This is a genomic window from Paraburkholderia ultramafica (genome assembly GCF_902859915.1).
Taxonomy (GTDB): domain Bacteria; phylum Pseudomonadota; class Gammaproteobacteria; order Burkholderiales; family Burkholderiaceae; genus Paraburkholderia; species Paraburkholderia ultramafica.
Window position 1 is genome coordinate 21,789 of the sequence record NZ_CADIKK010000026.1, and the last position, 22,071, is coordinate 43,859.

Below are 22,071 nucleotides of genomic sequence, written 5' to 3' on the forward strand. Positions count from 1 at the left end.
TGGGGCTGAACGAGTTTAGAGCCGACGATGAGCAAGCTGGGGAGCCCGGACGAACTGTTTGCAGGCCGTCACTTTGACCATGACGTGATCATTCTGTGTGTTCGCTAGTACCTTCGCTACAAGCTTAGTCTGCGCGATCTGGTCGAGATGATGGCCGAGCGTGGACTGGTGCTGGCTCACACCACGATCATGCGTTGGGTAAAGCGCTTTACACCGGAGTTCGTCAAGCGCTGGAATCGTTTTGGGATACCCACAGGGCGGTCATGGCGCGTTGACGAGACCTATCTGAAGATTCGTGGCAAGTGGGTCTATCTGTACCGGGCGGTAGATCGTGCCGGCCAGACCGTGGACTTCATGCTCAGGGCGAAGCGGGACGTAGCCGCGGCTAAAGCATTTATCAGCAAGGCAATCAGACATCAGGGCCAGCCGCCGGTGACGATCACGCTCGACGGATATGCCGCTTTCCACCGGGCCGTGCGGGAGATGAAAGCCGACGGCCTGCTGCCGGAGGACACGAAGGTGCGCTCTTCGAAGTATCTGAATAACGTGATCGAGCAGGACCATCGAAACATCAAGTCCAGGACGAATGTGATGTCCGGTTTCAAACGGTTCAGGAGTGCTGCGACCACGATTTCCGGCATCGAGCTGATGCATCGCATTCGCAAGGGGCAATTTGACCTCTGCGATCTCGGGCGGATGGCTAGCATGCGCTTCGGACGGACACTCGAGGATTCACTGCGCCTTGGAAATGACTGTTGATCGCCGCCTTCGATGATCGTAGTCAGGTATTATCGACAATATGGATATCGGTGGCTTTGATCTCAATCTACTGAAGGCGTTCGACGCTCTTTATGCGGAGCGTCACGTTACGCGCGCCGGGCTGCGTATCGGTCTTAGTCAGTCGGCGATGAGCGGCGCCCTTACCCGGTTGCGTGAGCTGTTCGAGGATGAGCTGTTCTTGCGGACGCCGTCGGGGATGCAGCCGACCCCACGGGCTCACGATCTTGCTGGTCCTATATCCAGCGCGCTCCAACTTGTACGGGGTGCGTTACGGGCCGACGGTTTCGATCCGGCGACTGCTGGCGACGCGTTCACGATCGCGATGAACGACTATGCCGCTTTCGTTCTACTGCCGCCGCTGCTGGCACGCCTTAGCATCGAAGCGCCTCACGTCGACGTGCACGTGCACGGAACGTTCGGTCGGGATGAAGCGCTCGAACTCCTCGACAGCGGCGAAGTAAGCCTCGCGATCGGCTTCCCGGTCGAAGCTTCGGCACGCATCCTCAAGCGCCCTCTGCTCCAGGAGGACTTTGCGTGCGTAGCGCGTCCTGAGCACCCCGCGTTTGCGCATGGTGCCAGCCTCGACGCCTTCACGACTGCACCACATCTCCTGATATCTCCCGAGGGCGACCGCTCAAGTCTGGTCGATCACGAGCTCGCCAAGCTGGGGCTCGGACGGCGCGTGGTACTGAGCTTGCCGCAATTTCTGGTCGCACCCTTCGTGATCGCCGAGACCGATCTCGTCGCGACGCTCGCCTCCCGTGTCGCTCGGCGGTTCGCAGCGACTGGGGTCGGCATCTCCGTACATCAACCGCCAATCGAACTGCCCAGCTGGACGCTTGCGATGATGTGGCATCGACGTGCGGACGCTCACGCGGCCACTCGTTGGCTGCAAAACGTCATCGCCGAGGTCGCCGCCTCGGCTTGACGTCATCGGCGCGAGCGATATCAGTACATCAGAACTTGCGATTTCCATTTGAAATAGCAGCCCACTATCATTGCCCTCATCGAACTTGGAAGAGGCAACGGACATGCGTGTATTGGTGACGGGAGCAACGGGGTTGATCGGGGGTGCTGTAGCGCGTCGCTTGATGGCGGGCGGCCATGAGGTCGTAGGACTCGCCCGTTCGGAAATGAGTGCGAGCAAGCTGACCGACGAGGGCTTTGCGGTGATGCAAGGCGACCTTGCCGACTCGGCGAGCGTCGCTTCTGCCGCTCGTGCCGTTGACGCCGTTATACATGCCGCCTCGCCGGGCGACCGGAATACGGCAACTTATGACAAAGCTGCGACGCGCTCGATCATCGAAGCGCTGCGCGGTACGGGCAAGCGTTTTGTCTATACAAGCGGTTGTCTGATCTACGGATCGACCGGCGACGCACCCGCAACTGAAGACAGCCCGTTGAATCCAGTCGAGCTCGTGCGCTGGCGCCAGGAGCTTGAGGGCGAGGTCCTCGCGGCTGCGACCGCGGGCGTTCACCCGAGCGTAATCCGGCCGGCTTGGGTTTACGGCAACTGGGGTGGCGCCGCAATGATGATGTACGGCGCGGCCAAGGAATACGGCGTAGCGCGCTACGTCGGTGACGGGCGAAACCGCTGGTCGACGGTGCACGCTGACGACCTCGCCGACCTCTATGCGCTCTCGCTTGAACGGGCGCCCGTTAGCTCGGTCTTCAACGGCGTTCACGGAACGGCGACACCACTTATCGAAATCGCGCGCGCGGCGAGCGAGGCCGCCGGCGCTGAGGGCCGCGTAGAGCCATGGCCGCTCGACGAGGCGCGCCAGTCGCTCTGGGCATTCGCCGACGCGATCACCTGCGATCAGGTCGTCTCCGGGGAAAAGGCAAAACGCGAGCTTGATTGGCGTCCGTCGCGACGCTCGATCGTCGAGGAGTTGCGTTCCTACGCGTCGGCGGCCGCCTAAGCACGCGGTGCCTCTTCAAGCGCCCGCCCCTTGGCTGCGAGGCCCAAGGGCCGCGGGGTCGCTTGTGACGAATTAAGCGTCATTCAGCTTTCCTACGTTTCCATCGCAGTGCGCGAGCCCGCGCACTCGCCCAAATCTTGAGAGTCGCTTAAATGCTACATACAGTTTCGATCTGGCTTCTCGTTGTCGCTTTTTTCGGTGCGGGGTTGTTCAACGCGATCGGCACGCCCGCCACGCAGGACAACTTTGTCCGATGGGGGTATCCCCGCTGGTGGCAGCGTGCCACCGGTACGCTGGAGATGACGAATGCCGTCTTGATCGCACTTCCCGTCACCCGTGGGTTGGGCCTGATCTTTGGCGCTGTCATCATCTCCGCAGCGGTTTTGACCGTCTTGCGTCACCGTGAGCATTCCCACCTTGCTCCGCTCAGCGTCTTCCTGGTTATGCTCACGCTGGCGGGAATCACGTCGTAGGAGCGTAACGCTTAACACCGTGCACGCGCATCAAGATGCCCGTGCGCGGTGGATCAGCGTGTGGTGCGCTGTAAGAAGGCTGAACGCAGGGCGATTTGTATGGGCCCATGAGATAGGCGCACCGGCGTTCATGGCGCTTAGCCAAGCTCGGTTCGATACGCTCGTGGTCGGCCACGCCCTTGGTGGCTACGCTGCGCTGGCCGCCGACCTTGTAGCCTGCTCGCTGGTTCTTGACTGGGTGAAGCGGACCCTCGAATGTCCGACCTCATCGCTGGCCGAGAGGCTGTTGATGGGCCACTGGCGGACTTTGGTCCGGCCTTCCACACAGGCGTTCAAACGTCGGCTTCATCCTGGATACCGGCCACCCGTCCGCCGATAATGACAGTCGCGTCGGACGGTACGGGCAACGGTAGTTGGACATTCCGAAGACGTCATTCGAGGGTAGCCCCCGTGAGTCCGTTCAGGGTCGAAGTGCCGTGGCATAGCTACATCGCGAACGTCAGATTGCGACGTCCAAGGCGGCGGCCGCATGGAGCAGGCAACTGCATTAGAGCGTCGAAATATCGTGAACGGCGAGACTTCAGATGCCTGCCTGGATCATGCGCTTCGACAGTGCCTCGCTGGTTTCCTTAATGACAGCGCCCTGCTCACTTATCCGGCCGATGGCGCGAGACGTTGCTCAAAGTCCGCCACGTCCTTCTTTCGCTCCTTCAATCTGTTCTGCACTCCCCTCACTCCGCGCACCGATCGTGCTACGTTGCCAGCGCGCGAGATCTGCCAGCTCTCCGGTACCGATCCTGTGAGCGTAACGACACCGCGGTGCGCCCTGATGTGAATCGCTGAATCATCCATCTCCGGTACGCGCCTGAGGGCACGGCGAACGTCGAGAATAATCGCATCATCCGATCTGCTTCCCGGTGGTGAGGTCGAGACCGCCATCATTTGCGCGGCCGCGACGGCCGGTGTGCTCGCCACTGTCTGAGCATTCGCATAGGTCGCGCAACTCGCGATGAGCGCAACCAACGTCGCGCCGAATTTTCTGCTCGCACCGTTCTTGTTCATGCTACCCCCGTGGGTTCTGTCAACTCGGCAGTGGAAAGAGAGAAAAGTTGGGCGTGGCCCTAACCGTTCATCACACGGTCGACGGATTGCGTGGCACTTTCGTGAACGTGTCCCACGCAGCAAGTCGAGCCGCCCGATGCTCGTGACACATAAAACGCGCAGCGCATGCCGCTTAAGCGCGAAGTGTTCCCTGCATCTTACGCAACTCCGTCAACGAGACAAGACGCGTTTTCGTACAGCCTCAGTGGGTCACGGTCTCATGCCAGACATAAGGCAGCGCGACATTGCCGCGCCAACTAGCGGCCGTGGTCGACGAACGACCGAAGTGGGTCGGCCTGAGTCGATCGTTGTCGGGCTCGGTGCGGTCTGCAGTACCCACACGACGCAGTGGCCTGGAAATCGCAATAGGGGCCATTCAGGCTTAGCCGTGTGCGAGAACCAACGCACGACCAGCCGCTGCAACCGGTAGTCAGGCGTCCGCGCGCCCGTGGTGCCGCAGGACGACGTGCGTGGCTTTCTCCGATGCTACGAATTCGACGCACTCGTATCCCAGAGCCCGCAAGTCAACCCCTTCGAACAGCCGTTCTCCTCCGCCGAGCAGGACGGGGGCGATAGCAATGTGCAGTTCGTCAATGAGGCTCTCGCGAAGATACTGCTGGATGATGTTCGGCCCACCGCCGATGCGCACGTCCATTCCGCCGGCCGCCTCGCGTGCCCTTTCGAGCGCGTCGCGAATCCCGCCTGTGACGAAATGGAACGTCGTGTCGCCTTCCATCTCGATGAGTGGACGTGCATGATGCGTCATGATGAAGACCGGAACGTGATACGGTGGATTGTCTCCCCACCAGCCTTTCCAGTTCATGTCCGGCCAAGGCCCACGAAGGGGGCTGAACATGTTTCTGCCGAGAATCCAGGCCCCAACATTCTCAAAGCCACGAGCGGCGAAGTCATCGTCAACCCCGGTCGTGCCGCCGTCCTTCCCGAACAAGGCCCGCTGGAACGTGCGTGTTGGAAATACCCACTGGTGCAGATCCGTCCCGCCAATGCCGAGCGGATGGTTGATGTCTTGATTTGGGCCTGCTCCGTACCCGTCGAGCGAGATGGTGAAGCTCTGAACGCGAACTCGTGTCATCTTATGTCTCCGCCTGGATGCCTGACTATTAATTCTTGGACAGATCAATTGCTTCATGTCCTGGACTCTGCCAGCAATGGGTAGGTGCCGCAACGCAAACATCTAGCTGAAGGATCGCATAGGACGGATGGAAAGGGTTGACCTGGACGTTGCACTCGGCGCGTGCAACCACCGAAGGACCGTTCGCCAGCCAGCATTGGATCGTTTCAATCACGCTACATAGATGATGATTCGGGTTTATACTTATTCCGTCTCCTCCATGTCTCCTCCAAGGAATATGGATTAAAGCCCGCCTCTTGAGGCGGGCATTTTTTTGGGCGCGTGGGGTCGGCGACGACAATACACTGAAAAACCATTGCAGTCGGCGCGTCTTACCAACAGGTCGGTCGTCCAGCGAACGACAGGAGCAGGCCTCATGAACGCAAACGCAAACGCAAATTCAAACGCAAATGCAGCGGCCGCAGGCGGTTTAAGCCAGATCATCCAGCACGTATTCGTGCTGATGCTGGAAAACCGGTCCTTCGACCATCTGTTCGCGCTGTCGGGTATCCCCGGAATCGTCGCCGCCACCAACGGAAACGCGAACACCTACAACGGCGCCACCTACGCGTTCAGTGGCGGCGCGCCCGGCCAGATGCCCACCGACCCCGGGCATGAATTCATCGACGTGGTCGAACAGCTATGCGGCGCGCGCGCGCACTTCCAGCGAGGCCAGCCCTATCCGCCAGTCGACAACTCCGGCTTCGTCTCGAACTACGCGACCACCCGCACCGAAGGCGCCCCACCGCAAAGCGGCGATGTGGACGACATCATGCGGGGCGTCGACGTCCGTACGCAGTCCCCCGCGCTGTACCAGCTCGCGACGCAATTCGTGCTGTGCGACGGATGGCATTCGTCGCTGCCCGGCCCGACCTGGCCGAACCGCTATTTCCTGCATGGCGCATCGTCGGCCGGGCTCGATCATTCACCGACCTCGGCCGAGATATGCAAATGGGAAGGACCGGATGGCTTCGTCTATCCGAAAGGATCGATTTTCGACGCGCTCGGCAAAGGAAACTATCGCCTGTACCAGGACCACCTGGGCGATCCGCTCGGCCGCATACCGCAGGTCGCGTCGATCAAGGGCATCAGCTTTTGCGACGTCGACGACCTGTCGCACTTCGAAGCGGACCTCGCCGCTAGCTACACTGCCCGCTATACGTTCATCGAACCGAGCTACGGCGACGTCGTGCACGACACCTACGAGAACGGCAGTTCGCAGCATCCGATGGACGGCCTTGCCGGCGGCGATCAACTCGTCGCCCGCGTCTACGGTGCGATCCGCAACTCGCCGTTGTGGGACAGGAGCCTCTTCATGATCCTCTACGATGAGCACGGCGGTTTTTACGACTCGGCATTGCCCGGCAAGGCAATCCCTCCGGACGACGACGCGGCCGCGACGTTGAACGCGAACGGATTCGGGTTCGACGTCTACGGCGTGCGCGTTCCCGCGATCATCGTGTCGCCTTGGGTCGCACAGGGTCGGGTCGATCACACGACATATGATCACAGCTCAGTGCTCGCGACCCTTGAACGCCTGTTCGGTCTCCAACCGCTGACGGGACGCGACAGGAACGCCAACGACGTGCTGTCGCTGATTACCCAAACCTGCCGCCAGGACTGCCCGGAGAGGATAGGAAAATGACCACCGGGACGACGCCCGCACATGAGCGCGACCTCGAACCCGTGCCCGATTCCAGCACGCTGATGGGTCTGCTGCACGTACTGCGCAAGGCACACATGGAGCTGGTGGGCAAGGATGCGGCACACCAGCGCTTCAGTCAGGTAGCCACGCGTCGCGATGCGAGACAGTACATCGACGAACTGATGCCGCATCTGATGAAGGAGCGCGAGAGGCGGCGGCACCATCGGCACGGCGGCGGCAAATAAGACCCCGCCATGGCCGCTCAAACGCTCGGTTTCGTGGTTGGCTGGGCTTGAGGATTGTTCGACGGGCTCAGAAGCCGGCGACGGCACGTGTGGGCAGGCGATGACCGAGCGGACCTTCGTTGAGCCGGCAAACAGCGACTCGTCGGCCCGATTTGACGCATGGCGTTTTCTCACTTGCATCACCCAAATTCCGTCGATAGTTAGCTGACCGATGGACCCGTACTGCCAATCTTTGGTCCTCTGGTCATCAACGTGACTTGAGCACCGGCGGTCTTTTCCCTGTCCAACGTACCGTGCCGAAGCTAGCTGAACATCTCGGGCACGCGGGTGCACATTTCGAAGCGCAGTGATAGCCTGCGTTTTTTCGCGTTCAGACCTCCTGGGCAAGATGCCATTACAATCCAGCACTTTGATCCAACAACCGGGATTTGCGCAATGAAATGCCTTCTTGCCTCGACATTCGCGGCGATCGTCGCGGCCGCCAGCATGCCCGCGAATGCCCAAACACCCGGCGGCGGCAATACACCCAAACAGCAGTGCGCGATCGGGTATGTCACCGGCGTCGGTGGATCGGCACAGAGCATGCGTGAATACCTTGCGACACCCGACCGGGACAAATACCGCTACCTTGCGGACAACCCGATCCAATGCCAGGTCTCCGACGAAGGTCGCGCATCTGCCTGTACGGGCATCACGAGCCTTCGGCATGAAAGAGTCAGCGTGTACGACGATATCGACAGCGCGACGATGAGCGTGGTCGCGCGCGTGGAACTCGATCACGGGACATACCCGGTGATTATCGTTGTGCCAAAGCAAGATGTGCGATGCGAGGAGTGAATGCCTCATGGCGCTAGTCGCTGACCGTTCGCTTGCCCCCTGTCGAGTCAGCGTTGCCGACAGGGTTGCAAGCGAATCGGCGGACTAGCCAGTGGAATGCGCGAGCATACGCTCGAGCCCCTATTCCGCTGGCCTTGCAGGCACCTTCGATAGCAGCGGGCCGAATCCCTCGGCAAATGTCAGATGCGAGATCACTGCATCGCGAAGCTTTTGATAGGGAAGACCTGCGAGCATCGCCGTTTGCATCGCGGCCATCACCTCGCCAGCTTCGGAGCCGATCATCGTGAACCCAAGAATGCGATCATCGTTCGCACTGACGAGAACCTTCATGAAACCCTGCGTCTCACCCGTTGCTTCGGTTCGCAGCACATTGCTCATGGGCAGCGTCGCGACACGAACCGCGATCCGCTGACGCTGCGCTTCGCTTTCGCTCAGCCCGACACGCGCGAGCGGCGGATCGGTGAACAAGGTGTACGGAATCAACCGGTCGCTCATTCTGCTATTTCCGCCGGCCAGGTTGTCCCGCACGACCCTGAAGTCGTCGACCGATACATGGGTGAACTGCGGACTGCCCGCCGCTTCGCCGATTGCCCAGACATCAGGCGCCGATGCCTGCAACCGGTCGTTCACACGAATGTAGCCGCGTTCGTCGAGTTCGATGCCAGCTTCTTCCAACCCGATGTCGGCCGTGTTTGGAATACGTCCTGCCGCGACGAGAATGTCGCTGCCCTCGATCACCCGCTCTCCCGAAGGCGTGTGCAGGGCAATGCGAACATGCGCGCCAGAGCGGCCTGCCACGCTCATCGTTTCGGCAGCCAGCACAACGTCGATCCCTTCCGCAGAGAGCATGCGAAGCATCTCTTCGGCTACGTCCATGTCTTCACGTCCCATTAGCCGGGCACCGTGCTCGATAATTGTCACCCGGCTGCCGAAGCGGCGATAAGCCTGTGCCATCTCGATGCCGGTATAACCGCCCCCGAGCACGATCAGATGTGACGGCGCATAGTCGAGTTCGAGCGCGCCGATATGGGTGAGCGGTTCGGCGGCGCGCAATCCCGGAACATCCGGAATGGCGGCGTGCGTTCCGACGTTGACAACCACCTGGTCACCGCTGAGCGTCCGCGTGCCGCCATCGTTGAGTCGGACCTCGATCGTCTTCGGCCCGACGAACCGGCCGCGGCCCATGATCAGTTCGGCGCCGCTCGACGCATACGCCTGAACGTGGAACGCTGCTTCTCGCTCGACCATATCGCGCTTGCGGTCGCGCACCTTCGCCATGTCGATGGCAACCGGACCGGTAACCGAGCCGAATTCCGCAGCATGTCGCGCGAGATGCGCAACACGCGCGCTCCAGATCTCGTTCTTGCTGGGAAGGCAGGCGACAGCCGGACACGAGCCACCGACCCACTGCCGCTCGACCACGGCCACGCGTTGCCCCGATCGCCCCAGGTGCCACGCGAGCAGCTTACCGCCCTGGCCGCTGCCAAGGATCAACGTATCGAAATGTTCGACTTCAGACATAACATCCTCTAATTCAACCAGGGGTTTAGCGAATCCGACGCCGGCGCGGCGATATGCCAGCCTTCTGCCGGATAACCTGTGCCTGGCGAGCCGAAACGTTACTGCGTGACGTACCGGCTCGCCGACGCCAATCTCACTTGACCGGCGGAAAATCGACGTCCGTGTCGTTGATCCGGTTGAACGTATTAGTAAAGATAGTCATGGCGACGGCCAACGAGATCTCGGCCAGTTGCGTGTCGGTGTAACCGGCAGCGCGAATGGCTGCGAATTCGTTCTCGTTGATCGTGCCGCGGGTCTTCTGCAGATTCAGCACGAAATGAATCAGTGCATCGCGCCTGACATCGCCCGTGGCCTGCCCCGCGCGAATCTGCTTGAGTGTTTCCGGCGACAGGCCACTCATTTTGCCCAGCATGAAGTGCGCGGCTACACAGTAGTCGCAGCCGGTCTGTTCGCTGACAAGGAGCTTGATAGTTTCCAGATCCTGCTTGCTCAGGCTGCCGGACGCCAGCGCGCCTTCGGCGTTCAGCGCAGCGCTCAAGGTGGCGGGCGCAAGATAGCCCAGCGCGGCGAACAGGTTAGGCACGCCGCCGCCAGCGATTTTCCGCACCTGAGCATAGACCTCGGCGGTAGCGCCAGTGGCAGTCGTAACAGCGGGGATGGTGAAGCGACTCATGATGGACCTCATTCAGTGGTGGCTGGGAGTCTCCACTTTAAGGTCGAGAAATGAGCTTGTTGAGACTCAATATTGTCAATATCATGCTCATACGTATCAACTGAGACCTGCCATGACCCCTCCACTGGATTGGCTTAGCCGCCTGCTAGGCATGCTGACGGTGCGCGGCCAGCTAGAGCTTCGATGCTCGTATGGAGCACCCTGGCAAGTCATCTACGGCGATTCGGATGCGGGAGAGATGCCCTATCACGTGGTGCTCAGCGGATCCGCCATCCTGGAGACGCCCGGCACCGGCAAACCGCAGAATCTTTGCGCCGGCGATATCGTCATGTTGCCGCACGGCTCCGCGCACCGCCTTCATGACGGCAGCGGTGCTCGAGCGAAGCCCGCGCGTCAGCGCGAGGGCTTGAACCTGACCATTAGCGAAAATGCGGGAACCGGCCAGCGTCTGGACATGCTCTGTGGGCGATTCGTTTTGGCGCCGCCTCATGACCGCTTTATCCGTACGTATCTGCCCGCCCGACTCGTGGTCCGAACGTCGAGCGCAGGTAGTTCCGGTCAGGGCGAGACCTCTGCCCAGCTAAGCGGCCTGGTGGCGCTGATGCGAGGGGAGTCCGATGTGGGCAAGCTGGGCGGCTACGCGATGATGAACGCACTATCGGCGGCTCTCTTCGCGCTGGCGCTGCGCATGGCCAGCGAGTCCGACGAGGCCCCGATGGGGCTACTGGCACTGGCTGGACATCCGCGTCTGGCCCCTGCGCTCACCGTCATATTCAATGATCCAGCACACCCGTGGACACTGTCGGAGTTGGCGGACCTCTGCAACATGTCGCGCGCGACCTTGATTCGTCACTTCCAGGACAAGGTTGGGCGCTCGCCCAATGACCTGCTGACCGATGTCCGAATGGCATTGGCCGCCGATGAACTGAAAAAGCCGGGCGTTTCAACCGAGGTCGTGGCCGAGACGGTTGGCTACCAATCCGTGGCGGCCTTCAGGCGCGTCTTCACTCAGCATATGGGCATGACCCCGGCGGATTGGCGCCGTTCAGCACTCCAGAGCCTGCATGCCTCTGCTGCGAGTTGAAATCAGAGTGGGAACAGAGTGTCGGTGTTTGACGAACCAGGTAGTTAGCGATTCAGGTTCTCCTGCTCTCAACGTATGCGTTGCAGCCTTAAGACAACCCAGCCGGCGGCCGCCGCCCATCCGATGCAGGAACAACGCGCCGAACAAGCCTTCGAATAAATTTCCGGCACGCGTGCAGCCACTCCCAAACAACATCGGGCGCGAACCGCCCTGCGAGCAGCAGCAACGCGAACAGCGCAGGACACCAGCGCAAGTCGGTCGGCACCGGTTCGCGGTGAGCGAAGCGCTGATCCACCATCGCATCGCCCAACGCTGTCGTGGTCCAAAGGCGACGATAACCAAGCCCGGTTTGCTCAGCCACGGACCCCAGATACTGGCCTCGCAACTCGGAAAGCTCCTCATGTGTCTCAGCCGGCCTATCAGACCCCGGCGTAGCAGGCACCTGTATCACGTCCTCGGCCTGCCAGTATCCAACCTGATTGCCGTCGCCGTTGGTCTTCGGAATGGCCGCGGGTTGGTCGCCCCCCACGCCGATCAGCCAGCCCTTGATTCGCGCGGAGTTGATATCGCGCATCAGCGCTCGCGACGGCGGAACAGGCGGCGCCTCTTGCCCATCGGTGATGAACACGACGGCCGCGCCCTGGCCGACATCCTGCGCCACGCGCACCGCCGAATAAACGCCGCCCTCGGCAATCCGGCTCCAGTTGGTCCAACGCATGCGCCCGTCGATACCATCGAGCGACACCCGCAGCGCGTCGTAGTTGTTGCACACCTCGACGGGCGCCAGCAACAGCAAAGTGCGCTGACCCGTAAACACGCTCCAGCCTACCTTCGAGCCGCAAGGCAATTGCCCCAGCGCGTCGCCCATCGCGGCCTGCGCGAACTTCAGCCGGCTCACCGGCACGCCGTTCAGACTGACGTCCTCGACGTCCATGCTTTGCGTGATATCGAAAGTCACGATGTAGCTGAACGTATGGCGCGGCAGCGTCACCGCCGGCATCACGACCGCGGCGATCAACGCGAGGAGCGCGAGCGGCGTCAACCAGTGACGCAGCCTGGGCAAGCCGCGCTCCCGGATCCCGGCGTTCACGGCAAGTCCTTGCTCTGCGGATCCCGCACTTTCACGTTGTGCTGCGATTTCACGTCAGGCTCATCGAGCGCGCCATGTGTTTCAGGCGCGAGCCAAAGCGCCCGCTCGAGGTTATAGCGTGCGTCCCAATCGTCCGGCACCGCGCGCAGCAACGTCCGGTAGCGCGCTTTGGCCTCGCCGATCATCACGAGCGACTTGACGGTGCCCGCAGCGCCGTCTCCCCTTCCCTCGCGCAGGTACATGTTGCCGAGATCGAACAGCGCTGCGCGGCCGAGATCGTCGAGACGGTCGGCGTGGATCAAGCCATCGTAGAGCCTGGCCGCCGTATCGTAGGCGCCCGCTTTCGACAGTGCCGTCGCGCGTGCCAGGCGGACCTGCGGAGCGTCGTCGGCGGCGCGGTCATACATGTCCTCCATCGTGCCGGCCGTCACGTTCAGATAGTGACCCTTGACCTCGCCGGTTTCCGCTTGCGCGCGATTCACCGCGTCCATCGAAAACAGAAAGCGGTCGCGCCAATGCATGAGTAGGCACGGACGTCGCCAAGGGGAATTCACGATTTTATTTGGCAGACTTAACCGATCCGTTATCGATTGCAAATTGCGAAGCGGATTTTCGCGACCCGCGCCGGGATTCGGTGCAGAATGTCCGCTAAGGCGATGCGAGGACGACGTGACAGCGCAATGGAGTTCACGAGAGCGCGTGGAACACTTTGCTTCGTTTTCGCCACACCGCGCGGCGGCCTTCGCCAGCCAGGCTGCGTGGCCGTAGTACCGGCGTAATTCGGCAGGCGCTGTATTACCGGTCGGACGCACGCCGGCGCACTCCTTCGGTATTGCGCTTGGGCATAAAGCTTGCGTGATGCCGGATGCCGATGAAGTCCGGCATTTCGCCGGGCCGACGGCGCAACGCAGTGTCAACCCATGGAGGAAGCACGTATGCAATGGACGACTCCGAGCTACACCGATGTGCGTCTCGGTTTTGAAATCGTGATGTATGTCGCTACGCGTTAAACCCGCAAAAGGGCCGCACGCCGCGGCCCTTTTGTGGATCGTATTTGTCTTTAGCTAACCGGCCGGCCTTTCGGCGTTGTCAGGACACGCGTTCCCATCCATGATCCACGAAACGATCGTCACCACGGCAGCGTGCGATGGCCGTCCTCATGTCGCCCCGATGGAGGCCCGGTACGAGGGTGAGCATGTCATCCTTGCCCCTTTTCGTCCGTCCACCACGCTCGACAATATCGTTGCGTCGCGCGCGGCGGTCCTGAACTTCACGACCGACGTGCGCGTCTTCGCGGGCTGCGTCACGCACTGCGCGACCGACTGGCCGACCGTTGCCGCAAGCCGCGTCGCCAGCGTGCGTCTGGCCGAATCGCTGGCGCACGCCGAACTCGAACTCGACCAATTGCGCGACGACGCGCAGCGTCCGGTGCTGTTCATGAAATGCGTGCAGCGCGAAAATCACGCGCCGTTCGCGGGCTACAACCGCGCGCAGTCGGCGGTGGTCGAAGGCGCGATTCTGGTGAGCCGGCTCTTCATGCTGCCGGCCGACAAGGTCGATCGCGAGATGGCTTACCTGCAGATCGCGATCGACAAGACTGCCGGCGACAACGAGCGCACGGCATGGGCGTGGCTCGTCGCCGCGGTCGCGCGGCATCGGGCGAGTCTCGAAGCGTCCGGCGGCCAACCCGCCGCTGCCGAACACCACTAGTCTTCCCGGAGAATACCGATGACCGCATTGCTCGCGAGCGTCCGCTCGGAGGACGAAGCATTCGACGCCGCTCGTGCCGGCGCCGGCGCGGCGATGACAGCCGGCATCGGTGCGGCCGCCGGGCTCGGCCTCGCGGCCGGCGTGCTGCGGATTTCGGCGGGCAACTACGGTGGCAAGCTCGGGCCGTATCACTTCCATTTGCATACGCTTGCGGCAGGTCTCGACGGGAGCCGCGCATGAGCACGACGACTTTGCGCGTGAAGGCGCCGCCCGGTTTTCGCGTCGATGCCGCCGCTTTGCGGCCGGCGTCGCTCGCGGGGATGAGCGTTGCTGAGATCGAGCGCATCGTTCTGCCGGCCGGCAATGATAGCTGCGCCGTCGGCGACCTGTTTCAGGTGTTGCGTGATGGAGCAGTTGTGTCACAGGCTGTCACCGATGAGGACACTGCCGCGCTGGTCATCGACGGCGCCGCGCCATGGCTCGACCGGCTTGGCGCGCAGATGGACGGCGGACGCCTCGTCGTGCGCGGTTCGGTCGGCGACTACAGCGGTTTCAGGATGACAGGCGGCGAGCTGCAGATCGACGGCAACGCGGGGCATTTCACCGGCTGCGAGATGCGCGGCGGCCGCCTGACGGTGACCGGCGACAGTGGCGATTTCGCCGCCGGCGCGCTGACTGGCGACATGGAAGGCATGAGCGGCGGCACGCTGACGATCCACGGCAACGCGGGCGCGCGGCTGGCCGACCGGATGCGCCGTGGCCTCGTGCTGGTCGGCGGCAATGCGGGCGAATTCGCGGTCTCGCGGCTGGTGGCCGGCACTGTCGGCGTCGCGGGCCGACCAGGCCCGCATTATGCCTATGGGATGAGGCGCGGCACGCTGTTGCTCGCGCAACAGCCCACGCATCTGCCGGCGACATTCACCGGCGGCGGCCACGGTTTCGACGTATTCTGGTCACTGCTCGTGCGCAGTCTGGCGGATGAAATCGCCCCCTTTTCGCAGTGGCGCGCGGACCGCTTGCCGACCCGTTATTCGGGCGACCTCGCGGTCGACGGTCGAGGCGAAATACTGATCGCCGGGTAGGGCCGCGCGGCCCGTTGATCGGAGTGAAACGGTGTTCGACAAGAGACACCCAGCCGGCAACCATGTTGCATGGGACCAGAGTAGGTGCTTTGCATGGGACCAGAGTAGCGCGCTGAAGCGCGAACTCTGGTCGGCAGCTAAAGCGCCAACTCTGGTCGACCGCACAGGTGCATGGGACCAGAGTAGGCGCTAAAGCGCCAACTCTGGTCGACAAAGGAGCAGACAGGGATGACGACAGCGCATTCTCCGGACGCGAAGCGAGGGATCGACGCAAAGACGGACGCGAACCCGGACGCAAACGCGAATGCCCGCGCGCCGCGCTATGCCGGCATGCTGATCGCGCTCCATTGGCTGATTGCGCTCGGCATCATCGGCCTGCTTGCAGTCGGACTCTACATGGTCGGGCTGCCGAAGGGTTTGCCTGTCAAAGCGACGTTGATCAACTTGCACAAGTCGCTCGGACTGACGGTTTTCCTGCTGGTGCTTCTGCGCATCGTGGCGCTGGCCGCCTTTCACCGGCCGCCCCTGCCACCGATGCGAACGTGGCAACGCGCCGCCGCGCGCACTACGCAGGGTCTTTTATATGTCGGCATGGTCGCGATGCCGCTGGCCGGTTATCTCGGCTCGTCGTTCAACCGCTATGGGACGCGCTTCTGGGGCATCCCGCTGCCGAAGTGGGGCTGGGACGATGCGCATTTACGCGAGCTTTTCTTCGGCATTCATCAGGCACTGGGATACATGCTGATCGCGCTGATCGTGCTGCATGTGGCGGGCGCGCTCAAGCATCAATGGATCGATCGCGACAACCTGCTCGCGAGGATGCTGCCATGACGATGCTCAGCGCAAAGCGCCGTTCACGGCAAACCCCACCGCCGCTCGAAGCCGATACGCTGCGCACGCGCGACGGTCATCGCGTGTCGTTCGCGGTGGCCGGCGCGGTCGACGGCGTGCCGGTGGCCGTCCTGCACGGCGGCCCAGGCAGCGGCAGTCAGCCAAGCGCGCTGCGGCTCTTCGATCTGAGCCGCTTCCGGGTCGTGCTGATCGATCAGCGCGGCACCGGCGCATCGACGCCACACGGCAGCGTGCGCCACAACCGCACCGACTATCTGATCGCCGATCTCGAAGCGATCCGCACGCGGCTCGGCTTCGATCGCTGGGGCGTGCTCGGCGGATCGTGGGGCGCGGCGCTGGCGCTCGCGTATGCGGGGCAGTGTCCGCAATCGGTCACGGGCGTCGTGCTGCGCGGGCTGTTCCTGACGTCCGCGCGCGAGATTCGCGGTCTGTGCATCGCGTCCCGCAAACGCGCGCCGCGCGCATGGGCCAGACTGAGCGCCGCGGCTCAGTGCAAGCGGCCTGCCGGGTTGGCCGCCCGCTGCGCCGCCGCCCTGCAATACGGCGCGAGCGAAACGCGGCAACGCGCGCTCGCGCTGGCATGGCGCGGCTACGAGGACGCGGTGCTCGCGAGCGCCACGCCGCCCGGCGCGGCACAGCCAGCCGCAAGAGACTCGCGACGGCACGCTCGCAAGCTGATCGGCAAATACCGGATCCAGGCTCACTACCTCGCGCATCGCTGCTGGCTCGGCGAAGCCCGTTTGCTGTCGCTCGCGCGCCGCGCAGCGTCGGCCGGCGTGCCGCTTGCCGCGGTACATGGCTCGCGCGATCCGGTCTGTCCGTCCGGGAATCTGCGGCGCCTGGCGCGCGCGGTACCCGCGGCGCATGTCGAGTGCGTGAACGCCGGTCATCTGGCGAGCGACCCGGCGCTGCACGAACGCGTCGCACACGCGCTCGCCGCGATGTTCATCTCAACCGTTCAGGAGGGGCGCAGCCTGCGCCGCGCGGCATGAAGATCAAGGTACTCGGCTCATCGGCTGGCGGCGGCTTTCCGCAGTGGAACTGCAACTGCCGCAATTGCGACGGCGTGCGCCGCGGCACGCTGAAGGCCACGCGCCGCACGCAGTCGTCGATCGCGGTGAGCGCGAACGGCGAAGACTGGCTGCTCGTCAATGCGTCGCCCGACCTGCTCGCGCAGATCGCGGCGAACCCCGAGCTTCAGCCCGCCCGCCGTACGCGCGATAGCGGCATTGCCGCCGTGCTCGTGATCGACGCGCAGATCGACCATGTCACCGGCCTGCTGATGCTGCGCGAGCGCGACACGCCGCTGCCGCTCTACGCCACCGATGCGGTGTGGCAAGACCTCCGCTCCGGCTTTCCGGTCGCGCCGATCCTCTCGCACTATTGCGGCGTCGAGCATCACCGCATTGCGCTCGACGGCGCGCCGCTTGCCGTCGCTGCATTGAACGGCGTGCGGATCGACGCACTGCCGCTGTCGAGCAAGGCGCCGCCCTACTCGCCGCACCGCCATGCGCCCGAGCGGGGCGACAACATCGGGCTCGTCTTTACCAACCTGCAATCGGGCAAGCGCGTGTTCTATGCGCCGGGACTCGGCGCTATCGAAGCACATGTGCTCGCGGCAATGCGCGAGGCCGACCTGCTGCTGGTCGACGGCACGCTGTGGACCGGCGATGAAATGATCCGCCTCGGCCTGTCGAAGAAGACGTCCGCCGACATGGGGCATCTGCCGCAGACCGGTTCAGGCGGCATGATCGAAACGCTGGACTCGCTCGACGCGGAGCGCGCCGGCAAAACAGGCGGCATTCGCAAGGTGCTCATCCACATCAACAACACCAACCCGATCCTGGTCGAGGACGGCGCCGAGCGCCGCGTCCTCACCGAACACGGGATCGAGGTGGCGTACGACGGGATGAGATTCGAACTTTGAACTTTGAAGTGCAGTGGGAAGGCGCGGCTGTGCAGGACAAAAAACGGAGACGGTATGAACGCGAAAGACACCCATGACACGACGCCGATGCGCGGCGCGGGCCCAACCCGGACCTCGGGCGCCGATGCGCCCGCCTGGAGCCGCGACGAATTCGAAGCGCAGTTGCGCGCGAAAGGCACCGCCTATCACATCCATCACCCATTCAACGTGAAGATGAATAGCGGTGGCTGCTCGCGCGAGCAGATTCGCGGCTGGGTCGCCAACCGCTTCTACTACCAGATCAACATTCCGCTGAAGGACGCGGCGGTGCTGTCGAACTGTCCGGACCGCGAGACGCGCCGCCGCTGGGTGCTGCGCATTCTCGACCACGACGGCTACGACGGCGCGCAAGGCGGCATCGAAACATGGGCGCGTCTCGCGGACGCGGTCGGCCTGTCGCGCGACGAGCTCTGGTCACTCGAACACGTGACGCCGGGCGTGCGCTTCGCCGTCGATGCCTATGTGAATTTCGCGCGCCGCGCGCCGTGGCAGGAAGCGGTCTGCTCGTCGCTGACGGAGATGTTCGCACCGCAGGTTCATCGCGACCGCCTCGCGAGCTGGCCGGAACATTATCCGTGGATCGAACCTGATGGCCTCGCGTATTTCCGCTCGCGCATTTCGCTCGCACAGCGCGACGTGCAGCACGGACTCGAAGTCACGCTGGCGCATTTCACGCGGCGCGATCAGCAGGAACGGGCGCTCGAGATTCTGCAGTTCAAGCTCGACATTCTGTGGACCATGCTGGACTCGATCGAAAAGGCCTTTCCGCAATGAACGACCCGATACGCGCCGGCCGCGCCACGCAAGCCGCTACTCCGCTGACGATCGCCAAGCCGTTTCGCCTGCAATGGGAACCCGTGCAGAACGCGCATGTGCTGCTCTACCCCGAGGGGATGGTGAAGCTCAATCAAAGCGCAGGGGAAATTCTCAAACGCTGCGACGGCACACGCGACATGGACACGCTGATCGCCGATCTGGAGCAGGCGTTCAACACCACCGGGCTCGGCACCGAGGTGCGGGCCTTCATTGCCGACGCGCACGGGCGCGGCTGGCTGGAGTAGCGCGATGACCGATCTTTCGCAACCCGGCTCGCAACCCGCTGCCGGCGCGCAGCCCGAGGACAGCGCCGACGGCGTGCCGCCGCCGCTCTGGCTGCTCGCGGAGCTGACCTATCGCTGTCCGCTGCACTGCGCGTTCTGCTACAACCCGCTCGACTATACGGATCACAGCCGCGAGCTCAGTACCGCGCAATGGATCGACGTACTGCGTGAAGCGCGCGCGCTCGGCGCGGTGCAACTGGGCTTTTCAGGCGGCGAGCCGCTGGTGCGCGACGACCTCGAAGCGCTGGTGGAGGAGGCGCACAAACTCGGCTTCTACACCAATCTGATCACCTCCGGCGTCGGCCTCACCGACCAGCGGCTCGGCGATCTGAAGGCCGCCGGTCTCGATCACATCCAGTTGTCGTTTCAGGATTCGACGCAGCAGTTGAACGACTTCCTGAGCAGCACGCGCACCTTCGATCTGAAACAGCGCGTCGCCGCTTCGATCAAACGGCATGGCTTTCCGATGGTGCTCAACTGCGTGCTGCATCGCTATAACCTGCCGCACGTCGACAAGATCATCGAGATGGCGCTGGCGATGGGCGCCGAATACCTGGAACTTGCCAACACGCAGTACTACGGCTGGGCGCACGTGAACGAGGCGCAGTTGATGCCGACGCGCGAGCAGCTTGACGAAGCCGAAGCGGTGGTGGCGCGCTATCGCCGCACGCACGGCGAGCGCTGCAAGATTTTCTTCGTCGTTCCCGACTACTTCGAACGCCGTCCGAAGCGCTGCATGAATGGCTGGGGCGCGGTCTTTCTCGGCATCGCGCCCGACGGCGCCGCGCTGCCCTGTCACGCCGCGCGCGGCCTGCCGGGCCTGACGCTGCCGAACGTGAGAGAGACGCCGTTGCGCGAGATCTGGTACGACAGCGATGCGTTCAACCGCTTTCGCGGTCTGCACTGGCTCAAGGAACCTTGCCGCAGTTGCGACGAAAAGGAACGCGACCTCGGAGGCTGCCGCTGCCAGGCGTATCTGCTCACGGGCGACGCGGCCAATGCCGATCCCGTTTGCGACAAGTCGCCGTTTCACGAAAGCGTGGTCAAGGTCGTGCAACGCGCGGCATCGGCATCGACCGTCGCAAGCGGGCCGCGCGAGCAGCCGATCCTGTTTCGTAACGACGCCAACTCGCGCACGCTCGCGGCTGCCGCCCGCGAGCCGAATGTCCCTGACGTCGCCAGCGGCAGCGGAGCACAACCATGACTGCGGGAACCATCTCTGTCCTGCTCGTCGACGACCATGCGGTCGTGCGCGAAGGCTACCGGCGTCTACTCGAATTGAACTCCGACGTACAGGTATGCGGCGAGGCCGGCGATGCCGCGCAGGCCTACCAGCGCTTTTGCGTATTGCGGCCCGAGGTGGTCGTGATGGATGTTTCGCTGCCGGGTGCGAGCGGCATCGAAGCGATGCGGCGCATGCTCGCACGCGAGCCCGAGGCCCGCGTGCTGATCTTCAGCGTGCATGAGGAATCGATCTTCGTGCGCCGTGCGCTCGATGCCGGCGCGCTCGGTTACGTGACCAAGGCCAGCGCGCCCGATGTGCTGGTGGAAGCGGTGCGCTCCATCGCAAGACGCGCGGGCTATCTGAGCCCGGATATCTCGCAGGCGCTCGCGATGCGCACGGCCTTCAACGAAGGGCCGCCCGGGCGTCAGTTGTCGGCCCGCGAGTTCGAGGTGCTGCGTCTGCTCGTGCAGGGTTATACGCTGCCGAGCATCGCCGAGAAGCTGGGGCTGAGTCAGAAGACGGTGGCCAACCATCAATCGGTGATCCGCCAGAAGTTCGGCGCCGACAACGGCGTGCAGCTCGCGCAGATGGCCAGCCGGCTCGGACTTCAGTTCACGGGTTCGGCCAGCCCCGCGTGAGCCGGCACGCGCGCGCAGAACAGAAAACCGCCCTGCGGTTTGCTCGCCACATGAAATTCGCCGCCGAGCGCCTCGACCCGCTCGCGCATGCCGATCAGCCCGAGTCCGGCGCGCGGCTGCGTGAGATCCGTGCCGGGCCCGTCGTCGGCCATGGTCACGACGATTTCGTCGATAGGCGCGCCAGCCGCGTCCGCGCTGTGCGTTTCTCGCGGCGCGCGCACCATGAACACTTCCACGCGTGAGCGGCGGGCAAACTTCGACACGTTGGTCAGCCCTTCCTGCACGAGCCGGTAGAGCGTGATGGTCAGCGCATCGCTCAAGCCGTTGAAATCCCCTTCGATCGTCAAAGAGAACGAAGCATCGGGCAGCCGCTCGCGCCAGCCATCAACGCAATGTTCGAGCGCGCTCGGCAAGCCGAACTCGTCCAGACCGATGGGCCGCAGGCGGCGGATCATGTCACCGATCTGCCGGTAGACATGGTTCGCACTCTGAATCAGACCGACGGCGATCCGGTGAATCTCCGGCTCGCGCCCACTGGATACGTCGCGGATACGCGCGGCATCGAGCCCGATGGCGTTCAGATACTGGCCCAGTTCGTCGTGCAGTTCGCGCGCCAGATGACGGCGCTCGAGTTCCTGCGCCTGCAGCGCCTGATTGGCGAGACGCCGGTTGTCGGCCAACAGCCGTTCGGCCTGCTCTTCCAGCATGCGGCGATGGCCCAACTCGCGGCGCGCGTCGCGGTAGCGGCGCCACGCAAACCAGGCAAGGCCGATGGAAAGTACGAACAACGTGCCCGGCAATTCGTCGAGCTGGAAGCGCTCCAGGCCGCGCGTGAACCGATAGGCCCGTTCGCTGATATCGAACGCGGCGCCGAACACCGCCGCCAGTACGGTCACGGCGACCACCCACGCGAGATCGCGCCATATCGTCGAATGTGGCGGTGGGCGGCCAGCGGAGGATGAGTGGATCGGGTCGCTTGACATGACGTTTGCATT

24 protein-coding genes and 2 pseudogenes are annotated in these 22,071 nt (G+C 63.4%); 19 read left to right on the forward strand and 7 right to left on the reverse strand.

Translation table 11 applies throughout. The features are described from left to right. The first annotated feature begins 27 nt into the window (after window positions 1–27). The 4 genes and pseudogenes from HV744_RS24710 to HV744_RS24725 all read left to right on the forward strand — a co-directional run bounded on the left by HV744_RS24710 (window position 28) and on the right by HV744_RS24725 (window position 3,175). Window positions 28–759: pseudogene (locus tag HV744_RS24710) on the forward strand (IS6 family transposase). A gap of 40 nt (window positions 760–799) precedes the next feature. Further along, a complete protein-coding gene (locus tag HV744_RS24715; RefSeq protein ID WP_175152009.1) occupies window positions 800–1,708 on the forward strand; it encodes a LysR family transcriptional regulator in 909 nt (302 codons plus the stop codon). Between the two features lie 103 nt (window positions 1,709–1,811). After that, window positions 1,812–2,702: an NAD-dependent epimerase/dehydratase family protein gene (locus HV744_RS24720; RefSeq protein WP_175152010.1), complete on the forward strand. Its 891-nt coding sequence runs from the start codon at window positions 1,812–1,814 to the stop codon at window positions 2,700–2,702. A 152-nt stretch (window positions 2,703–2,854) separates the two neighbouring features. Continuing rightward, complete coding sequence (locus tag HV744_RS24725; RefSeq protein ID WP_175152011.1) at window positions 2,855–3,175, forward strand: DoxX family protein; 321 nt, start codon at window positions 2,855–2,857, stop codon at window positions 3,173–3,175. A 651-nt stretch (window positions 3,176–3,826) separates the two neighbouring features. Here HV744_RS24725 and HV744_RS24730 read toward each other — a convergent pair. Beyond that, window positions 3,827–4,237 carry a BON domain-containing protein gene (locus HV744_RS24730; RefSeq protein ID WP_175152012.1) on the reverse strand — a complete coding sequence of 137 codons (411 nt, stop codon included), beginning with the start codon at window positions 4,235–4,237 and terminating at the stop codon, window positions 3,827–3,829. 469 nt (window positions 4,238–4,706) lie between these two features. Further along, the gene (locus HV744_RS24735) at window positions 4,707–5,369 is read right to left on the reverse strand and encodes a dihydrofolate reductase family protein (RefSeq protein WP_175152013.1); all 663 of its coding nucleotides are present in this window, start codon (window positions 5,367–5,369) and stop codon (window positions 4,707–4,709) included. Between the two features lie 415 nt (window positions 5,370–5,784). On the opposite strand from HV744_RS24735, the gene HV744_RS24740 reads away from it, so the two are divergent. The 3 genes from HV744_RS24740 to HV744_RS24750 all read left to right on the forward strand — a co-directional run bounded on the left by HV744_RS24740 (window position 5,785) and on the right by HV744_RS24750 (window position 8,135). After that, on the forward strand, window positions 5,785–7,053 hold the full coding sequence (locus tag HV744_RS24740) for an alkaline phosphatase family protein (protein WP_175152014.1): 1,269 nt from the start codon (window positions 5,785–5,787) through the stop codon (window positions 7,051–7,053). Then, the gene (locus tag HV744_RS24745; protein WP_175152015.1) at window positions 7,050–7,298 is read left to right on the forward strand and encodes a hypothetical protein; all 249 of its coding nucleotides are present in this window, start codon (window positions 7,050–7,052) and stop codon (window positions 7,296–7,298) included. The genes HV744_RS24740 and HV744_RS24745 overlap by 4 nt, the downstream gene beginning before the upstream one ends. 435 nt (window positions 7,299–7,733) lie before the next feature. Then, complete coding sequence (locus HV744_RS24750; protein WP_175152081.1) at window positions 7,734–8,135, forward strand: hypothetical protein; 402 nt, start codon at window positions 7,734–7,736, stop codon at window positions 8,133–8,135. Window positions 8,136–8,255: 120 nt separating this feature from the next. Here HV744_RS24750 and HV744_RS24755 read toward each other — a convergent pair whose 3' ends face one another. Beyond that, entirely contained in the window at window positions 8,256–9,656 is a 1,401-nt protein-coding gene (locus tag HV744_RS24755) for an FAD-dependent oxidoreductase (protein WP_175152016.1), read from the reverse strand. 133 nt (window positions 9,657–9,789) lie between these two features. Then, on the reverse strand, window positions 9,790–10,329 hold the full coding sequence (locus HV744_RS24760; RefSeq protein WP_175152017.1) for a carboxymuconolactone decarboxylase family protein: 540 nt from the start codon (window positions 10,327–10,329) through the stop codon (window positions 9,790–9,792). A gap of 112 nt (window positions 10,330–10,441) precedes the next feature. On the opposite strand from HV744_RS24760, the gene HV744_RS24765 reads away from it, so the two are divergent. Further along, window positions 10,442–11,413 (forward strand): cupin domain-containing protein, encoded by a 972-nt coding sequence (locus HV744_RS24765; RefSeq protein WP_175152018.1) that lies wholly within the window; start codon window positions 10,442–10,444, stop codon window positions 11,411–11,413. A gap of 88 nt (window positions 11,414–11,501) precedes the next feature. Here HV744_RS24765 and HV744_RS24770 read toward each other — a convergent pair whose 3' ends face one another. After that, window positions 11,502–12,503 carry a vWA domain-containing protein gene (locus tag HV744_RS24770; RefSeq protein ID WP_175152019.1) on the reverse strand — a complete coding sequence of 334 codons (1,002 nt, stop codon included), beginning with the start codon at window positions 12,501–12,503 and terminating at the stop codon, window positions 11,502–11,504. Next, a complete protein-coding gene (locus HV744_RS24775; protein ID WP_246279184.1) occupies window positions 12,500–13,024 on the reverse strand; it encodes a RuBisCO large subunit C-terminal-like domain-containing protein in 525 nt (174 codons plus the stop codon). The genes HV744_RS24770 and HV744_RS24775 overlap by 4 nt, the downstream gene beginning before the upstream one ends. A gap of 414 nt (window positions 13,025–13,438) precedes the next feature. On the opposite strand from HV744_RS24775, the gene pqqA reads away from it, so the two are divergent. The 11 genes and pseudogenes from pqqA to HV744_RS24835 all read left to right on the forward strand — a co-directional run bounded on the left by pqqA (window position 13,439) and on the right by HV744_RS24835 (window position 21,076). Continuing rightward, complete coding sequence (pqqA, locus tag HV744_RS24785) at window positions 13,439–13,513, forward strand: pyrroloquinoline quinone precursor peptide PqqA (protein WP_113062024.1); 75 nt, start codon at window positions 13,439–13,441, stop codon at window positions 13,511–13,513. Between the two features lie 100 nt (window positions 13,514–13,613). After that, window positions 13,614–14,213, forward strand: a complete 600-nt coding sequence (locus tag HV744_RS24790; protein WP_175152020.1) for a DUF447 domain-containing protein — start codon at window positions 13,614–13,616, stop codon at window positions 14,211–14,213. A gap of 75 nt (window positions 14,214–14,288) precedes the next feature. Then, window positions 14,289–14,453: pseudogene (locus HV744_RS24795) on the forward strand (formylmethanofuran--tetrahydromethanopterin N-formyltransferase); the annotation flags it as partial. Further along, window positions 14,450–15,295: a formylmethanofuran dehydrogenase subunit C gene (locus HV744_RS24800; protein ID WP_175152021.1), complete on the forward strand. Its 846-nt coding sequence runs from the start codon at window positions 14,450–14,452 to the stop codon at window positions 15,293–15,295. The pseudogene HV744_RS24795 and the gene HV744_RS24800, both read left to right, overlap by 4 nt. 228 nt (window positions 15,296–15,523) lie before the next feature. After that, a complete protein-coding gene (locus tag HV744_RS24805) occupies window positions 15,524–16,126 on the forward strand; it encodes a cytochrome b (RefSeq protein WP_175152022.1) in 603 nt (200 codons plus the stop codon). Beyond that, window positions 16,123–17,139, forward strand: coding sequence for an alpha/beta fold hydrolase (locus HV744_RS24810; RefSeq protein ID WP_425497823.1), 1,017 nt, complete (start codon window positions 16,123–16,125; stop codon window positions 17,137–17,139). Before HV744_RS24805 ends, HV744_RS24810 begins: the two co-directional genes overlap by 4 nt. After that, window positions 17,136–18,074 (forward strand): pyrroloquinoline quinone biosynthesis protein PqqB, encoded by a 939-nt coding sequence (pqqB, locus tag HV744_RS24815; protein ID WP_175152023.1) that lies wholly within the window; start codon window positions 17,136–17,138, stop codon window positions 18,072–18,074. The genes HV744_RS24810 and pqqB overlap by 4 nt, the downstream gene beginning before the upstream one ends. Window positions 18,075–18,128: 54 nt before the next feature. After that, window positions 18,129–18,887 (forward strand): pyrroloquinoline-quinone synthase PqqC, encoded by a 759-nt coding sequence (gene pqqC / locus HV744_RS24820; protein ID WP_175152024.1) that lies wholly within the window; start codon window positions 18,129–18,131, stop codon window positions 18,885–18,887. Beyond that, a complete protein-coding gene (gene pqqD / locus HV744_RS24825) occupies window positions 18,884–19,174 on the forward strand; it encodes a pyrroloquinoline quinone biosynthesis peptide chaperone PqqD (protein ID WP_175152025.1) in 291 nt (96 codons plus the stop codon). Before pqqC ends, pqqD begins: the two co-directional genes overlap by 4 nt. A 4-nt stretch (window positions 19,175–19,178) precedes the next feature. Beyond that, on the forward strand, window positions 19,179–20,417 hold the full coding sequence (pqqE, locus tag HV744_RS24830) for a pyrroloquinoline quinone biosynthesis protein PqqE (RefSeq protein WP_175152026.1): 1,239 nt from the start codon (window positions 19,179–19,181) through the stop codon (window positions 20,415–20,417). Beyond that, window positions 20,414–21,076 carry a response regulator gene (locus HV744_RS24835; RefSeq protein WP_175152027.1) on the forward strand — a complete coding sequence of 221 codons (663 nt, stop codon included), beginning with the start codon at window positions 20,414–20,416 and terminating at the stop codon, window positions 21,074–21,076. The genes pqqE and HV744_RS24835 overlap by 4 nt, the downstream gene beginning before the upstream one ends. Here the strand turns inward: HV744_RS24835 and HV744_RS24840 are convergent. After that, window positions 21,046–22,059 carry a histidine kinase gene (locus HV744_RS24840; protein ID WP_175152028.1) on the reverse strand — a complete coding sequence of 338 codons (1,014 nt, stop codon included), beginning with the start codon at window positions 22,057–22,059 and terminating at the stop codon, window positions 21,046–21,048. The two genes, HV744_RS24835 and HV744_RS24840, sit on opposite strands and share 31 nt — an antisense overlap. Window positions 22,060–22,071: the final 12 nt, after the last annotated feature.

What these genes read in the sequence shown, in the direction of transcription:
- HV744_RS24755 (WP_175152016.1), bottom strand. Translation starts at nt 9,656, where the DNA reads ATGTCTGAAGTCGAACATTTCGATACGTTGATCCTTGGCAGCGGCCAG.
- HV744_RS24840 (WP_175152028.1), bottom strand. Translation starts at nt 22,059, where the DNA reads ATGTCAAGCGACCCGATCCACTCATCCTCCGCTGGCCGCCCACCGCCA.
- HV744_RS24740 (WP_175152014.1), top strand. Translation starts at nt 5,785, where the DNA reads ATGAACGCAAACGCAAACGCAAATTCAAACGCAAATGCAGCGGCCGCA.
- HV744_RS24745 (WP_175152015.1), top strand. Translation starts at nt 7,050, where the DNA reads ATGACCACCGGGACGACGCCCGCACATGAGCGCGACCTCGAACCCGTG.
- HV744_RS24760 (WP_175152017.1), bottom strand. Translation starts at nt 10,329, where the DNA reads ATGAGTCGCTTCACCATCCCCGCTGTTACGACTGCCACTGGCGCTACC.
- HV744_RS24810 (WP_425497823.1), top strand. Translation starts at nt 16,123, where the DNA reads ATGACGATGCTCAGCGCAAAGCGCCGTTCACGGCAAACCCCACCGCCG.
- HV744_RS24775 (WP_246279184.1), bottom strand. Translation starts at nt 13,024, where the DNA reads ATGCATTGGCGCGACCGCTTTCTGTTTTCGATGGACGCGGTGAATCGC.
- HV744_RS24765 (WP_175152018.1), top strand. Translation starts at nt 10,442, where the DNA reads ATGACCCCTCCACTGGATTGGCTTAGCCGCCTGCTAGGCATGCTGACG.
- pqqC (WP_175152024.1), top strand. Translation starts at nt 18,129, where the DNA reads ATGAACGCGAAAGACACCCATGACACGACGCCGATGCGCGGCGCGGGC.
- HV744_RS24730 (WP_175152012.1), bottom strand. Translation starts at nt 4,237, where the DNA reads ATGAACAAGAACGGTGCGAGCAGAAAATTCGGCGCGACGTTGGTTGCG.
- HV744_RS24835 (WP_175152027.1), top strand. Translation starts at nt 20,414, where the DNA reads ATGACTGCGGGAACCATCTCTGTCCTGCTCGTCGACGACCATGCGGTC.
- HV744_RS24715 (WP_175152009.1), top strand. Translation starts at nt 800, where the DNA reads ATGGATATCGGTGGCTTTGATCTCAATCTACTGAAGGCGTTCGACGCT.
- HV744_RS24720 (WP_175152010.1), top strand. Translation starts at nt 1,812, where the DNA reads ATGCGTGTATTGGTGACGGGAGCAACGGGGTTGATCGGGGGTGCTGTA.
- HV744_RS24735 (WP_175152013.1), bottom strand. Translation starts at nt 5,369, where the DNA reads ATGACACGAGTTCGCGTTCAGAGCTTCACCATCTCGCTCGACGGGTAC.
- HV744_RS24805 (WP_175152022.1), top strand. Translation starts at nt 15,524, where the DNA reads ATGACGACAGCGCATTCTCCGGACGCGAAGCGAGGGATCGACGCAAAG.
- pqqB (WP_175152023.1), top strand. Translation starts at nt 17,136, where the DNA reads ATGAAGATCAAGGTACTCGGCTCATCGGCTGGCGGCGGCTTTCCGCAG.
- HV744_RS24790 (WP_175152020.1), top strand. Translation starts at nt 13,614, where the DNA reads ATGATCCACGAAACGATCGTCACCACGGCAGCGTGCGATGGCCGTCCT.
- HV744_RS24725 (WP_175152011.1), top strand. Translation starts at nt 2,855, where the DNA reads ATGCTACATACAGTTTCGATCTGGCTTCTCGTTGTCGCTTTTTTCGGT.
- HV744_RS24800 (WP_175152021.1), top strand. Translation starts at nt 14,450, where the DNA reads ATGAGCACGACGACTTTGCGCGTGAAGGCGCCGCCCGGTTTTCGCGTC.
- HV744_RS24750 (WP_175152081.1), top strand. Translation starts at nt 7,734, where the DNA reads ATGAAATGCCTTCTTGCCTCGACATTCGCGGCGATCGTCGCGGCCGCC.
- pqqE (WP_175152026.1), top strand. Translation starts at nt 19,179, where the DNA reads ATGACCGATCTTTCGCAACCCGGCTCGCAACCCGCTGCCGGCGCGCAG.
- pqqD (WP_175152025.1), top strand. Translation starts at nt 18,884, where the DNA reads ATGAACGACCCGATACGCGCCGGCCGCGCCACGCAAGCCGCTACTCCG.